The organism is Colwellia sp. (genome assembly GCF_013214175.1).
Taxonomy (GTDB): Bacteria; Pseudomonadota; Gammaproteobacteria; order Enterobacterales; family Alteromonadaceae; genus Colwellia.
Genome location: NZ_JABSPA010000002.1, coordinates 892,876 through 908,060 on the forward strand (window position 1 = coordinate 892,876; position 15,185 = coordinate 908,060).

Below are 15,185 nucleotides of genomic sequence, written 5' to 3' on the forward strand. Positions count from 1 at the left end.
GTGCTTCTTCCTTTAACTTGAACAGTACAACTTAAAGCTGAAAACTATAAATGATAGTTAGATAGTTAGATTTTTAAATACTAACCAAACAGTCGTCATCCCCGAATTGTTTTGTCGGGGATCCAGCTTTTAATTCCTTATCTTTCTAATCAATAGGTCCATAAAGAATAGCTTCCCGATGAGTAACTTCGGGAATGACGGTAATGAAATTTACTCGCCATTAATTGTTACTACAATCGTGCGGCTACCTGCATGGTTCCTATGTTCACCAAGGTAAATCCCTTGCCAAATCCCTATATTTAATTGTCCATTCGTAATGGGTAAACTCAAACTATTGCCTAATAGACTTGCCTTAATGTGCGCGGGCATATCATCGTCACCTTCATAGGTGTGCTGGTAATATGACGCTCGCTCTGGGACAAAGTAATTAAAGTGCTCTTCCATATCTGCGCGCACCGTCGGGTCGGCATTTTCATTGAGGGTAATGGAAGCTGAGCTGTGTTTGATAAAAATATGCAGAATGCCACAGCTAATGTTATTCAGTTCCGATAGCTGGCTAAGAATTTCATCGGTGATTAAATGAAAGCCTCGCTTTCTCGAGCGCAATGTTATTTCAGTTTGATGCCACATGGCTTATCTCAATACTCTAGTGTTATGACTTTTAATACTAACCAGTATACAAGTTGGCAAATTCTTTGATAGCTTCAGGCAGTAGCTTTCTATTATCTCTAACTGTTTAGTATTTTTATTATAACGAGCATAAAGCTTAAGTGCAGCTAACTTGTCGTAGGCAGTCTTAGCCTAAGCTTTAGTCAAAGGATTCACTAAAGCGTAAGGCTAAGGTTAAAATCTAAGACTACAGGCCAAAGAAAAAGCACCATAGTGATAAGCTGTGGTGCTTTTAGTGTTCGTTTTAGGTTTAGATTTAGTTTCAGCTTTGTAATAGCTCTAGCGGTAAATCCCTGCTGTATTTTACCGACTAAAATTAATCTTGCTCGTGTAACCAAGCCGCGTGACGAGGTGCACGTTTAGTCACCGACCATTCTTCAATCATGTCATAAGCTACACGATTGAGTTCTTTAAATTGTTCAGCAGTACCCGTATCAGCAGCAAGTTCTAAACGGTGGCCGTTTGGATCGAAGAAGTAAATAGACTTAAAGACACCATGATTTACCGGCCCTAAAACGTCTACGCCTTTACTTTCTAATTCTTCTTTCGCGGATACTAATTCATCATAACTAGCAACTCTAAGGGCAATATGTTGCACCCAAGTTGGGGTATTTTGATCTCTGTCCATGGCTGGGGAATTAGGTAATTCAAAAAATGCTAAGACATTTTCATTACCCGCATCAAGAAAAATGTGCATGTAAGGATCTGGTGCCTTGGTCGAAGGTACCTCATTTTCAGCAATCGCGAGTACTAAGCCCATGTTTAGCTTGTCTTTGTACCAGTCAGTTGTTGCTTTAGCATCTTTACAGCGATAGGCAACGTGATGAATTTTTTCAACATTAATCATAAAGAGACTTTTTATTAAAATAGGTTATGGAGTAATTTTAATCATAAAGCACTAAATAAGGCTAATTTTAGCCTTATTTAGTCAATTGTTATACGTCAGGGGGAGTTGACGGCTGTAAAAAATTACTTACAGCCGAATAAGCTGATAGGTTTTCTTGAAGCTAAAGCTAAGCGAGTACTAGGTTAAGAATAAGCATAAACTAGGTAATAACTAAGTAAGAATTACGGTTTTGTCACCGTTTATGCAAACTCGTTGTTCTGCATGTATCCTTACTGCGTGGCTCAATGCGGTCGCTTCTAAGTCATGACCCATATGTACCATTTGCTCTATGGTAAAAGTGTGATTAATAGACTTTACTTCCTGAGCAATAATAGGACCTTCATCAAGGTTTGCGGTTACATAATGGGCGGTAGCGCCAATAACTTTAACGCCTCGTGCATGAGCTTGATGATAAGGGCGAGCACCTTTAAAACTAGGTAAAAAGGAATGATGGATATTAATGGCTTTACCTTGTAATTGCTGACATAAACCATCGGACAATATCTGCATATAACGGGCTAATACTAACAAATCAACCTTAAGCTCGATCATTAACTCACTAATTTGTGCTTCTTGTGCAAGTTTAGTCTCAGCATTTACCGGTAAGTAATAAAAGGGAATATTATGCCATTCAGTTAACGATTTGCAATCTTGATGATTGGAGATTACACCAACGATATTAATAGGTAATACCCCAGATTTCCACTTAGTTAACAATGACACTAAACAGTGGTCATCTTTAGACACTGCAATCAAAATATTGGGCACATCATCACGTTTACGTAATTGATATTGCATGGCGAGTGGTTTTGCTAATTCATCCAAGGCGGCAACAAATTCACTACTAGAAACGGTTAAATTACGATCATCAAAAGCAATACGTGAAAAGAAGGTTTCACTGTAAGGGTCACTGTATTGCGAAGTTTCGGTAATGAAAGCACCGTGTGAAAACAGGCTTTGCGATACTTTGGCTAAAACGCCTGAATTGTCAGGGCATTGCCAAGTTAAAATATAATGCGTGGCTAAAGACATAATTACCTAAGTTCTGATGAGTATTAGCCCATCATTAGATATTTCTCGGTGTATTGCCAGTGCTTTAATAGCTTGTTTGGCAATATGTTAGAGGGTAAATAGTCAGAAAAGTGTATCAATTGATAGGGCTAGTTCAAATCATCTGATTCAAATGAATTCTGAATTTTAATCTTATTTTTAATATAAAGCTGCTCAACTTTTTCTCTAGCCCAGGGCGTTTTACGCAGAAATTTTAATGTTGATTGAATACTTGGGGTGTCAGTGAAACATTTTATTTTAATGGTTTTACCTAAGGTTTCAAAACCAAAGTAAGCTTCTAATTCAGTAACTATAGTTTTTAAACTTATGCCATGTAGCGGGTTGTAGGGCTGGTTATCCATTATTAATTCCAATCGGAGTATACAAAAAACACAATAACGATAGTATATCATTATTGTGTTTTTATTGGAGTATTGCTTAGCTTTAGGGCTTCAAATTTTAAAGCAAGTAAAGGGCGACTAGCTAAAGTATTTAGTTAACTCGTCATTGCCGCCAATGTGTTTGCCGTCGATAAATATTTGTGGAGTGGTATCGGCTTTAGTAATAGCGCGCATTGCCGTAATACTAGTATCTTCACCTAAGATCATCTCTTCGTATTGTAAACCTTGTTCAGCCAATAAAGCTTTGGTTTTTGCACAATGTGAACAGCCGTGTTTAGTGAAAATAGCGACTTCAGTTTTTTGTACCGCTGCTGGATTAATAAAGTTAAGCATGGTATCAGCATCGGATACTTCAAACGGGTCGCCTGGTAAATCAGGTTCAATGAACATTTTTTCAATAATGCCATTTTTAACTAACATGGCATAACGCCAGCTACGCTTGCCAAAACCAATATCAGACTTATCAACTAACAAGCCCATACCTTGTGTGAAGTCACCATTACCATCAGGAATGAAGCTAATTTTGTCAGCATCTTGGTCTTTTGCCCAAGCGTTCATAACAAAGGTATCGTTAACCGAGATACAAACAATTTCATCAACACCATTGGCAAAAAACTTAGGCGCTAATTCGTTATAACGTGGTAAGTGAGAAGATGAACAAGTAGGGGTGAATGCTCCTGGTAATGAAAAAACTATCACTGTTTTATTAGCGAAAATATCATCGCTAGTACGTGCGCTCCATGTGTCATCAGCTATGATTGGAAAAGTGACTGCAGGGACTTTTTGACCGGTAATATCAGTAAACATAATGAAATCCTTTAGGGGTAAATTTTATTCGTTTTTTTTGAATTACTCGTTCAAGTAACTCGTTAAGATGCAGCTATTATGCTAGCTAAACTTGATTCAGTAAAACTTATTAAATCTATCATTACAATAGGTAAAATCTATTTATAAAATAAACTAATAATAAAATTATTAATAATGGCGAATACAAGCAAGAGAAAAGAATTCCATCTATCCTTGCTCAGAGTCACTAACGCATGATAAATTAGTCACTCCTAAGTTGTATATACAATTTGAACGATAGCCAATTTTGAGGGGATAACATGAATAAGAGTTATGACTTGGTCACTGGGAAAATAGGCATGTTAATTAGCATGCCGCATAACGGGCAATTAATCCCTGACAGTATAGCTGCCACCATGACAAATACCGGTCATCAGGTTCCAGATACTGATTGGTATATGGATAAACTCTACGACTTTGCCCAAGGTCTTGGTATTTCGATTATAAAACCTAAATACAGTCGCTATGTTATCGATTTAAATCGCAATATCGATGGCATAAATTTATACCCAGGTGCAAATAGCACTGAGTTATGCCCAACTACAGCTTTTGACTTGTCACCATTATATATCTCGGGACAAGAGCCTGATGAAGCTGAAATTAAGCGCAGAATTGAACTTTATTGGCAACCTTATCACCAGGCATTAAACGATACCTTAGCCCAAATGAAAGCACAGTTCGGTAAAGTTATTTTATTGGATGCTCATTCTATTTTGTCACATGTGCCACGTTTCTTTGATGGGCAATTACCGGACTTTAATTTTGGTAGTGCTAATGGTGAAAGTTGTAGTAGTGAGTTGATTAATAAAATAGCCATGCTTGATTTATCTCCTTATTCTAGTGTGGTTAATGGCCGCTTTAAAGGTGGTTATATCACCCGAGGTTATGGCAATCCTAAAGAAAATATTCATGCCGTGCAGTTAGAGTTATCACAGCATACCTATATGGATGAACCTAGTGATCGTTACAATGAACAAAAAGCTGCGCAGGTAAAAGAAAAGTTACAGGTATTTGTAAAATGCTTAGCTGACTTCAGTCAAGAGAAGTAAATCAAGCAAAGTAGGCCAAGAAAAGTAAGCTAAGTTGAAGTTAGTGCTAGCTAGTTTAGTCATAGGCTTAGTAAGCAGCATAAGTAATCCAGTTTAGTAAATAAGCACAATTAGAGAAGTTTGGCAGGGTAATATGAAACTATACGCAGAAAATATTTTATTAAAAGATGGTTGGGCTGCTAAGCAAACCATTACTATTGAGCAAGGTGTTATTACAGCCATTGAAGCTGGCATGATTGCTGGCGCTGAAATAGCAAAAGGTGCTGTCATTCCAGGTATGGTTAATTGTCATTCACACGCTTTTCAACGAGCTTTTGCTGGTTTTAGTGAGCAAGGCAGTGAAGGGCAAGATAGCTTTTGGACATGGCGAAAAATCATGTATCAATTTCTAGCCCTGCTAACCGATGTTGATGCTAAAAATATTGCTAAACAACTCTATATTGAAATGCTTAAAATGGGTTATACCCGAGTTGCCGAGTTTCATTATTTACATCATGATATTGATGGCAGTACTTATGACGCTAATGCTACTGAAGGCAGCACATCAAAAACCATCCCATCAAAAGGGAGCTCAGCTAATCTTGCCACTATGGCACAAGCAATTTTTACTGCAGCAAAAGAATCCGGTATCGGCTTAACCTTATTACCTGTGTTATATCAACATGGTGGTTTTGGCGAACAAGCACCGAATGATGGACAAAAACGCTTTATCAATTCAACCAAGCAGTTTAACCAGTTAGTAAGTGACTGCTTTGCCTTAAGTGAACAATACTCAAATACCAATGTTGGTATTGCGCCGCATTCTTTACGTGCTGTTGATAAGGCTTCACTAATCAGTGCGGTGACACATGTGCGTGGCTTAGATAAGCAAGCACCAATTCATATTCATATTAGTGAGCAACAAAAAGAAGTTGATGATTGCTTGCAACATTACGGTAAAAGACCAGTGCAATGGCTACTTGATAATATCGAACTGGATAAGTTTTGGTGTTTAATTCATGCCACTCATATCGATGAGGCCGAAAGAAAAGGCATTATCGCTAAACAAGCCATAGCAGGAATTTGTCCTACTACTGAAGCCAATTTAGGAGACGGAATTTTCCCAACCACCGAGTTTTTAGCTGAACAAGGTACTATAGCCATCGGCTCTGATAGTCATATTTCAGTGAATCCTATTGAGGAATTACGCTGGCTTGAATATGCACAACGTCTGATAAAGCAACAACGCGCTATTTTAGCTTCAGATGAACAAGCGTCAGTGGGGCAAAATTTATGGCAACAGGCGGCTCAAGGAGGCGCGCAAAGTACTAATAGTAATACCGGTTGCTTAGCTATTGGTAAACAGGCGGATTTATTAGTATTGGATAGTGATAAAACTAAGTTATACGCTAATGCTAATCAGCACTTACTGGATAGTATGATTTTTGCCAGTCAGCAAAACCCAGTGGCCGATGTGATGGTTAATGGTGTGTGGCAGATAAGAGCTCAACAACATGTTGAGCAAGAGCAAGCCAGTGATAACTTTGCCAAATTATTAGTCAGGTTATCTGCTAGCTAATATGGGTTAAGGCTAGGTGCTTTAATCCAAGGGTTAAAGCATGCTAGCGTAACGGGTAATGACCCGACAGACTTTCTCTTGATTTTTGATATGAAAGACAATATCTCGCTGTTCAGTTTTACAAATAGTAAAATAATACTCTTTAACTACTACTCTTGATGAGGTAATAACTTTTAAGCGCTCAACTTCTCTTTCTGAAAAACTCCCTAAGTCACCTTCTAAATCTTGATAAATCTTATCGGCTTTTAACCGTACTTTAGTGTCACTAAACTCAGTAAAACCTTCAAGTAAAGCTTGTTTTTGCTCGTTATAAAATTGAGTCACTTCTTCATTCGGATAGAAATGTAAATAGAGTGCGGCAGCAACGATTAAGATCAATAAATGCTTCATAATATGTCATATAATAAATTAGAAGAGCTGATTTTATATTAAATGACTCGCTAAGGTAATAAATTATTAGCTATTATGCGCATTTGTTAATAAAATTAACGTTCGTATTAAGGCTAGCAAGTAGCCCGCTAGTAGTATTTTACTCGCTTACCAAGGATTCATCGTGAGAGCAAACGACCCATCATCCTCTGCGCCTAAAACAAAAAAGGCGGCGGTTGAACAGTACATCCCCATTAAAAATGTCAAAATTCATGGCAATAAAAACACCGGTAAAGAACGTTACAAACCCGGTGATCAAATATATGTCCGTAAAGTCTCTGGTTTTTTTCAAAAACTCAGGCAGCGGATGAACCTTGTTTATTTTGCCTTCTTTCTCATACTGCCTTGGCTACAGTTTAATGGTCATCAAGCGGTATTGTTTGATATCAGTGAACAACGCTTTACCCTGTGGAACCTTACTTTATGGCCACAAGATTTAACTTTGCTGGCGTGGTTTAGCATACTGGGTGCTTTTTTACTGTTCTTTGTCACCACCTTTGTTGGTCGAGTCTGGTGTGGCTATATGTGTCCACAAACCGTATGGACTTTTATCTTTATTTGGTTTGAAGAGAAAATTGAAGGCACAGCAAATCAAAGAAGAAAGTTAGACAAACAAGCATTAAATCGCAATAAAGTTATACGTAAAACATTAAAACATTGTGCTTGGTTATTATTTTCGCTTTATACCGCGATGACTTTTGCTGGCTACTTTTCGCCAATGCAGGACTTGTTTATTGATGTCTTTACCTTAGATACTAGCGTGATGATGGCCGGGATTTTAGCTTTTTTCACCTTTGCCACCTATGGCAACGCCGGTTGGATGCGTGAAACTGTGTGTTTACATATGTGCCCTTACGCACGTTTTCAATCAGCCATGTTTGATAAAGATACCGTAACTGTTGCTTATGATAGTAAGCGCGGCGAGAGCAGAGGTGCTCGCGGTCGTAAACAAGACCATAAAGCCATGGGGCTAGGAGATTGTATTGATTGTAATTTATGTGTGGAGGTTTGCCCTACCGGCATAGATATTCGCAATGGCTTGCAATATGAATGTATTAACTGTGGCGCTTGTGTTGATGCGTGTGATGGCGTTATGGATAAGATGGGCTATGAGTCAGGCCTTATTCGTTATACCACAGAGCATGAATTACAAGGTAATAAAGTCCATCTACTACGTTCTAAACTCGTTGGTTATGCGGTGTTACTCATTATTATGAGTACTCTGTTAGTACTTGAAATCGTTAATCGCGTGCCTTTATCTTTAGATATTATTCGCGACCGAACAGAGCTGGCGAAAGAGAACTTTAATGGCGACATTGAAAATGTCTTTACCTTAAAAATCCTCAATATGTCGCAAACAGATAATACCTATAAGCTATCTATGCAGGGTATTAATAATACCCAATGGCATGGAAAACAAGAAGTGACCGTTAAAGCGGCTACTGTTTATACATTGCCGATAAGTATCTCTGTAGACCCTTATGAATTGGAAAGTTTTATGACTAATATTACCTTTACCGTTGAACAAATATCACCGGAAAGTGAGGCGAAGATCGAGCAAGAAAGCCGATTCTTTAATAAACACTAATGGCTTCATTTGATTTTAGTGCATTGTCACCAGACTTAATTATTGATGGTTTAGAGAGTGCCGGGTTTAGCGTTGATAGCGGTTTATTAGCGCTTAACAGCTATGAAAATAGAGTCTATCAATTTCATGATGATAACTTAGTTAAATATGTGACTAAGTTCTACCGACCACAGCGTTGGCAGCTTAAGCAGATTCACGAAGAGCATGATTTTTCCTTTGAGCTTGAAGAGCAAGAACTACCGATAGTTGCGCCACTAAAAGTTAATGGCAGAAGTTTATTTGAATTTAAAGGCTATCATTTTGCCGTATTTCCTTGTCGAGGTGGACGTATTTTTGAGGTCGATAACCTCAACCAACTAGAGTGGATGGGCCGGTTTATTGCCCGTATTCATGCGGTCTCTTCACAAAATGACTTTCAACATAGGCCAAATTTCAATACCGATGAATTACTGTTCCAAGCACGTGATAGTATTATTGCTTCAAACTATGTTCCTAAAAGTTTAACAACGCCCTTTTTTACCATTTTAGATCAGGTTATTGACGTTGCGGCCAAGCAGTATTTACCGGCACAACATACCAAGCAAATTCGCTTACATGGTGATTGTCATGCAGGTAATATTTTATGGCGTGATGAAGGGCCTCACTTTGTTGACTTAGATGACTGTCGAACCGGGCCTGCTATTCAAGACCTTTGGATGATGCTATCAGGAGACAGGCAACAGCAGTTGTTACAGCTTGATACATTATTAATGGGCTATGAAGAGTTCTTTTCCTTTGAAAATGATCAGCTTATGTTGATAGAATCATTAAGAACTATGCGACTGGTTAATTATATGGCATGGTTATGCAAACGTTGGCAAGATCCTGCTTTCCCACCAAATTTTCCTTGGTTTAATACCGAGAAATATTGGGAGCAGCAAATACTGATGCTGAAAGAGCAAATGTCTGCCTTGCAACAAGCACCGTTAAGTTTGAATAACTTTTAGCCCTAGTAATGCATATAAGTAATTAATTGAAGTTATTTATAGTTGTTACTGTTATTGGGCCATTTTACTTTAGGAAAAAATAATGAATAAAATACTAAAATCTCTTTTGTTGATGCCGCTGTTGGTTTTATCTGTAGGTGCCACTGCTGCGCAATATACAGAAGGTGAGCAATACACTAAAGTGAGTGAAACGGTTACTAAGAAAAAAGAAGTGCGTGAATACTTCTCTATTTACTGTCCGCATTGTATGACTTTTGAATCTTTTGCCCATGACTTAAAAAAATCACTACCTGCAGATGCAAAGTTTGTGCGTAACCATGTTGATTTTCTTCGTGCCGCTAGCCCGAAAGTTCAAGCGATGATCACTAAATCAATCGTTGTTGCTGAGCAAATGGATAATACGGATAAGCTTGTTGGTGCTATCTTTAATTATGTACAAGTACAACGCGCAGTTATAACTTCAGAAAAAGACTTACGTAATATCTTTGTCTTAAATGGTGCTGATGGTGAGAAGTTTGATAAGTTAATGAAAAGCTTTAGCGTGAATTCACAAGCAAAATCATTAAAGAAAAGCCAAGACACCATGAGTGCTAAACGTGCTTTAACTAGCGTTCCAGCTATTTTTGTTAATGGAAAATACCGAGTCAACGCAGCAAAATTAGATAAAAACAATTTGGAACAAGATTATAAAAATCTAGTGAAATACTTACTTGAATTAGACTCATAAGAGCTATTACGACTATTGTTAATAGTGCTGAGTTAATCGTACTGAATTGATAACATTGTTTTTAATAAATGTTAGTAAATACAAAAAGGCAGACTGTATCTTTACAGTCTGCCTTTTTTTTGTTTAGCAGATGTTAGTTAATGCTATAAAATAACATTGCATTAACTAAGATCTAATTAACTAACGTAACTCGCTTGTTAATTAGATAGCTCAATAATCTTAACCTTGATGATTATGGCATTACCTTGTCGATAAACCTTAAAAGTTAACTCAGTATTTGGCGGTGTTTCAGCAATGATATCTAGGGCCGTTGTAACACTATCTATTGGCTGGTTATCTATTTGATAAACTACATCACCCACCAGTATACCTGCGCTTTGTGCTGGGCTATTATCCATCACATCATCAACAACAAAGCCTTTTAACTCTGGGTGGTAATTTTGCGTGGAAATTCCTAACCAGCCGCGTACTACTTTGCCATTTTCAATGATCTGACGCATTACTTTATAGGCGAGTTGATAAGGGACAGCGAAGAAAATTCCCTGAATAGATAATTGCGGATTGGACTGGGTGAACTTCCTTGAATTAATTCCCACTAAAATGCCGTTACTATTAATAAGTGCGCCGCCTGAGTTACCTTCATTTATAGCAGCATCCATCTGCAAAAACTCTAAATAGCTGGTGTTACTTAAACCACTACGGCCGGTAGCGCTAATAATGCCTTGGGTTACGGTTTGACCTAAATTAAGTGGGTTACCAATGGCAAGGACAATATCACCGACTAATGAGGTTTGTTGTTCTTTTTGTGGAATAACTGGCAGGTTGCTAGCGTTCACTTTTAATACCGCTAAATCAGTATAATGGTCAAAGCCTATTAGCTCAGCTGGGTATAATTGACCACTTTGTAGTAATACCTGAATCAGGTCTGCTTGGCGTATCACGTGTAAGTTGGTTAATATATAACCGTGATTATCCATAATGACCCCTGAGCCTAAGCGGGTACTTTTACGGGGTTTGCGGCCGTATTGTGGATTCACTTCAATTTGTTCTGAGTAAATATTTACCACCGCAGGGCTGGAAATACTAACCGCTTTAGCAAATGACATAGGTGCTTGTTGCGCTTGACTGCCTTTGAAAAGGCTGGTTACCAAACTCGTACCATTTAAACCAGGAACTAATCCCGGCATCAGCAGTAATAGCAGCACAGCTAAGAATACACCGTAACTGATTGCTGTAAGTGTATATTTGATTGAAGAGAAGAGTTTCAAAGGCTATCTTATTTTATGTTGCACCAAGTTTTTCAGTGTAACATAAAAAAATCTGATGATAGGGGCTGTTGATTTTTCGAGATTGCTTTTGCAGCGAATTGTTGGGTATTTATACAAGGTAGAGCCTTTGTCATGTGGTTATTCCACATAAAAAGGCGATAACGCAGTAAAAATACCCAACAAACGCTGTCCGAAGGATTCGGCTAAAAGCGTTTTATTCTTTGTTGAGTAGTATTTGCTTAGAATGACTAGGCTACACACTACTCGCCGCGACTAAAACGCTTTTATCTCGAACAAAATTTAACCCTGAAAGATCAACAGCCCCTCTTGACTGCCACTATTGAATCGTTAGCGTCAATATCATCAGCTTAGCTGTAGATTTTTCTATTTAATCTAACTATTCCAAATAGCCGATTAGCGGATCATTATGTACTGAGCATGATTATCACGAACAATGTTTAGCGCCAAGACACCGGTTTTATCTTTTAGGTAATCGCGTAATTGGGCAATATCCTTGATGCGACTACGGTTAACACCAGTGATAATGTCACCCGCCTTTAACCCCGCCATTTCAGCTGGAGAGCCTTGAGCAACTTGCTCTATGATTATCGCCTGATTTTTAGTGTCATTTTCTAGTAGAGTTCCCTCTAACATACGGTGAATACTTGCGGCACTAATATCAGCGCTCTGATCTTGCTTTAATTTAACGGTAAAAGTTTTTTTATCACCGTCTCTTATTACTGTTAAGTTAACTTTTTTATTGGCGCCAATTGAGCCTATTTTAGCGCGCAGTTCAAGGAAGCTTTTGATCGCTTTACCATTCATCGCAACAATAACGTCACCGGCTTTAATACCCGCTTCATCGGCGGCAGAATCTGGCATTACTTGTTCAATAAAACCACCTTGGCTGATGTTTAGTTCCATGGCTTTAGCTATTTCGCTGTTCACACTGCGCCCAGATACACCAAGAATACCGCGGTGAACTTCACCAAACTCTATAATTTGTGTCACCAAGTTGTGCATCATATTACTTGGGATAGCAAAACCAATACCGACATTACCGCCACTAGGTCCAATTATGGCAGTATTAATACCAATTAACTCACCGCGTAAGTTAACTAAAGCACCACCAGAGTTACCACTATTTATCGCTGCATCGGTTTGAATAAAATCTTCATAATGTTCAATATTTAAATTACTACGGCCAAGAGCACTAACAATACCCGAGGTTACTGTTTGACCTAAGCCAAATGGACTACCAATAGCGACAGCGAAATCACCAACACGCAGTTCATCAGAATCTGCCAGCTTAATCTCTCTTAAATTTTCTGCTTCGATTTGTAATAAGGCGATATCAGTTTTTGCATCACTGCCTAGCTTTTTCGCTTCTATTTGACGGCCATCTTTTAAGGTGATCATGATCTTGTCAGCGTTTTCTACCACATGGTTGTTGGTAACAATATAGCCTTTATCACTATCGATAATGACACCTGAGCCTAAACCGCGAAATGGCTGTTGTTGAAGTTGATTTTCACCCTTGTTACCAAAGAAAAATTTGAAAGCATCAGGGACATTTTTCTGTGCTACTTTATGAGTACCTATCACAGATATACTGACAACAGCTGGGGTTGCATGTTCAAGCATAGGTGCCAAACTTGGCATCATTTGACCATCAACTTGCGCTGGCCAATTAGCTAAAGCTGGCGCACTAGAGAGTGCTAGAGTAGAAGAGAATAATGCCGCGCTGATGATAATAGATAATTTAGAATATTTAGCGCGTTGAGATAATTTAGATGATTTTTTCATATTTAAGAGTTCTCCGAAAATAACGGTTAAAAAAAGTTAACATGCATACAAGTTAACTTCTTTATCAATACCCCAAAATAGACTGAACTAAAAGCCTTTAGTTCAGTAAATCATGTATAAAATTACTCTGCAGTTGTAACTTTTTGTTTCTGTTCGTCAAATAATCCGCTCGGGGTATCAGAGTAATCCAGCGGCGCTTCAGTGATTACTTCAGTTACGGCACTGCTGCGTTTTTGATGACGTAAAGTTGCTGTTTGCGCAAGTTGTTGCTGAGTCTCTGCTGAGAAAAATGGCATACTGTCAACTTCAACCGTGGTAGCTTTTTGCAGTAATTGGGTACTTTCTTGCATTTGTTTCATCGCCGTTTGGCAAGTGCTATTCATTTGCTCAAGTAACTTGGCTGAGCTAGATAAATGCTCGGCAACATCAAGTTTGTATTGATCTAAAGCTGCTTCACTTTTATTCACTTGTTCTGCTAATTTACGTTGCTCTTGGCTGCTACTTGAAAGAAGGCGATTTGCGAAAAAACCACCAATGCCGCCGATGATAAAAATGACTAGAGCTATTACTACATCCATAGGGTTTACCTTACATTGTAAATAGAAATTGATTCGTTGGGTATAAATATGATACCGAGATAGATTATACTATCATCAAAACAATTTGCTGAGTTAATGCTTAGTTAAATATCTTAGCAAATAGTTGTTTTTTAAGTACCTCAACACGCATTAAGAATTGATTTTAATAACATAGGCTCTCAATGATAAAGCTCTCTCCTATAGATAAGTATAAACAAGATTTAACCAGAGATGATTTTCTTTTTGATGCGGCACAGGAAAATGCTGTTATCCATCTGCAACGTTTATATGACGATTTACAAAGTAAGCCCTTAGCGGTATCAGGTTTTAAAAAAGTCCTTAATCGCTGGAAAAAAATATATAAAAAACAGGAACAAAAACCGATTAAAGGTTTGTACTTTTGGGGTGGTGTTGGTCGAGGAAAAACCTATTTGGTTGATACTTTTTTTGACAGCTTACCGTTTGAAAACAAAACTCGTGTGCACTTTCATCGCTTTATGCACAGGGTTCACCAAGAGCTTAAAGGCTTGTCAGGACAATCGGACCCGCTGAAAATCATTGCTAAAAAGTTTGCTGATGAAACACAGATCATCTGCTTTGATGAGTTCTTTGTTTCAGATATTACCGATGCCATGATTTTAGGCACATTATTCGAAGAGTTATTTGCTCATAATGTTATTTTAGTGGCGACATCAAATATTATCCCCGATGAACTGTATCGTAACGGCCTGCAACGTGAGCGTTTTTTACCGGCAATCAAGCTGATAAACGAACATACCCTCATCGTTAATGTCGATAGCGGTGTAGATTATCGTTTAAGAACCTTAGAGCAGGCAGAAATATTTCATTATCCACTTGATGCCCAAGCTGAAGAAAACTTACAGCATTACTTTAAGCAACTTTCAAGCGATGGAGGCAAAGCAGGGCAAGTTATTGAGATTCATAATCGGCCATTAGAAACCGTTTTGGTGAGTGATGGCGTGGTCTATTTTGACTTCTCGGTACTGTGTGAAAGTGCCCGTAGTCAAGGGGATTATATGGAAATCAGTCAACTGTATCACACAGTATTAATGGCGAACGTTAAAAAAATGGGTCCTGATAGTGACGATACCACGCGCCGCTTTATTGCCTTGGTTGATGAGTTTTATGAGCGTAATGTAAAGTTAATTATGTCGGCGGAGCTTGCCTTAGAAGACTTGTATAGTGGTGGTCGTCTTGCCTTTGAATTTAAACGTTGTTTAAGTCGTTTACAAGAAATGCAATCACACGATTACCTGGCGAGTGAGCACATTCCCTAAACATGAGAGTAAACATTAGCTCAGCACAGTATTCGCTATGTTTTAA

15 protein-coding genes and 1 pseudogene are annotated in these 15,185 nt (G+C 38.3%); 6 read left to right on the forward strand and 10 right to left on the reverse strand.

Annotated features, from left to right (window positions below):
* Positions 1–210: 210 nt before the first annotated feature.
* From HRT55_RS06815 to HRT55_RS06835, 5 genes are all read right to left on the reverse strand, one after another.
* The gene (locus HRT55_RS06815) at positions 211–630 is read right to left on the reverse strand and encodes a secondary thiamine-phosphate synthase enzyme YjbQ (RefSeq protein WP_291619880.1); all 420 of its coding nucleotides are present in this window, start codon (positions 628–630) and stop codon (positions 211–213) included.
* Positions 631–985: 355 nt separating this feature from the next.
* On the reverse strand, positions 986–1,516 hold the full coding sequence (locus tag HRT55_RS06820; RefSeq protein ID WP_291613405.1) for a VOC family protein: 531 nt from the start codon (positions 1,514–1,516) through the stop codon (positions 986–988).
* Between the two features lie 210 nt (positions 1,517–1,726).
* Entirely contained in the window at positions 1,727–2,587 is an 861-nt protein-coding gene (purU, locus tag HRT55_RS06825; RefSeq protein ID WP_291619881.1) for a formyltetrahydrofolate deformylase, read from the reverse strand.
* 128 nt (positions 2,588–2,715) lie between these two features.
* Positions 2,716–2,967 (reverse strand): VF530 family protein, encoded by a 252-nt coding sequence (locus tag HRT55_RS06830; protein WP_291619882.1) that lies wholly within the window; start codon positions 2,965–2,967, stop codon positions 2,716–2,718.
* Positions 2,968–3,084: 117 nt separating this feature from the next.
* Complete coding sequence (locus tag HRT55_RS06835; RefSeq protein ID WP_291613399.1) at positions 3,085–3,813, reverse strand: glutathione peroxidase; 729 nt, start codon at positions 3,811–3,813, stop codon at positions 3,085–3,087.
* 299 nt (positions 3,814–4,112) lie between these two features.
* Between HRT55_RS06835 and hutG the strand changes: the two genes are divergently transcribed.
* A complete protein-coding gene (hutG, locus tag HRT55_RS06840; RefSeq protein WP_291619883.1) occupies positions 4,113–4,901 on the forward strand; it encodes an N-formylglutamate deformylase in 789 nt (262 codons plus the stop codon).
* Between the two features lie 133 nt (positions 4,902–5,034).
* Positions 5,035–6,459, forward strand: coding sequence for a formimidoylglutamate deiminase (locus HRT55_RS06845; RefSeq protein ID WP_291619884.1), 1,425 nt, complete (start codon positions 5,035–5,037; stop codon positions 6,457–6,459).
* 33 nt (positions 6,460–6,492) lie between these two features.
* Here HRT55_RS06845 and HRT55_RS06850 read toward each other — a convergent pair whose 3' ends face one another.
* Positions 6,493–6,849, reverse strand: a complete 357-nt coding sequence (locus HRT55_RS06850; RefSeq protein WP_291619885.1) for a hypothetical protein — start codon at positions 6,847–6,849, stop codon at positions 6,493–6,495.
* Positions 6,850–7,012: 163 nt separating this feature from the next.
* Here HRT55_RS06850 and ccoG point away from each other — a divergent pair, with 163 nt between their 5' ends.
* The 3 genes from ccoG (at position 7,013) to HRT55_RS06865 (ending at position 10,189) form a co-directional block, all read left to right on the forward strand.
* Positions 7,013–8,476, forward strand: a complete 1,464-nt coding sequence (gene ccoG, locus HRT55_RS06855; RefSeq protein WP_291619886.1) for a cytochrome c oxidase accessory protein CcoG — start codon at positions 7,013–7,015, stop codon at positions 8,474–8,476.
* The gene (locus HRT55_RS06860; protein ID WP_291619887.1) at positions 8,476–9,462 is read left to right on the forward strand and encodes a serine/threonine protein kinase; all 987 of its coding nucleotides are present in this window, start codon (positions 8,476–8,478) and stop codon (positions 9,460–9,462) included. The genes ccoG and HRT55_RS06860 overlap by 1 nt, the downstream gene beginning before the upstream one ends.
* An 82-nt stretch (positions 9,463–9,544) precedes the next feature.
* Positions 9,545–10,189 (forward strand): DsbA family protein, encoded by a 645-nt coding sequence (locus tag HRT55_RS06865; protein WP_291613386.1) that lies wholly within the window; start codon positions 9,545–9,547, stop codon positions 10,187–10,189.
* 197 nt (positions 10,190–10,386) lie between these two features.
* Here the strand turns inward: HRT55_RS06865 and HRT55_RS06870 are convergent, their stop codons facing one another.
* The 4 genes and pseudogenes from HRT55_RS06870 to HRT55_RS06885 all read right to left on the reverse strand — a co-directional run bounded on the left by HRT55_RS06870 (position 10,387) and on the right by HRT55_RS06885 (position 13,841).
* Complete coding sequence (locus HRT55_RS06870) at positions 10,387–11,457, reverse strand: trypsin-like peptidase domain-containing protein (protein ID WP_291619888.1); 1,071 nt, start codon at positions 11,455–11,457, stop codon at positions 10,387–10,389.
* A gap of 3 nt (positions 11,458–11,460) precedes the next feature.
* A pseudogene (locus HRT55_RS06875) lies at positions 11,461–11,718 on the reverse strand (hypothetical protein).
* 153 nt (positions 11,719–11,871) lie between these two features.
* Positions 11,872–13,263 (reverse strand): Do family serine endopeptidase, encoded by a 1,392-nt coding sequence (locus HRT55_RS06880; RefSeq protein WP_291619889.1) that lies wholly within the window; start codon positions 13,261–13,263, stop codon positions 11,872–11,874.
* A gap of 122 nt (positions 13,264–13,385) precedes the next feature.
* The gene (locus HRT55_RS06885) at positions 13,386–13,841 is read right to left on the reverse strand and encodes a DUF1043 family protein (protein WP_291619890.1); all 456 of its coding nucleotides are present in this window, start codon (positions 13,839–13,841) and stop codon (positions 13,386–13,388) included.
* 182 nt (positions 13,842–14,023) lie between these two features.
* On the opposite strand from HRT55_RS06885, the gene zapE reads away from it, so the two are divergent.
* The gene (gene zapE, locus HRT55_RS06890) at positions 14,024–15,139 is read left to right on the forward strand and encodes a cell division protein ZapE (protein WP_291619891.1); all 1,116 of its coding nucleotides are present in this window, start codon (positions 14,024–14,026) and stop codon (positions 15,137–15,139) included.
* Positions 15,140–15,185 lie beyond the last annotated feature (46 nt).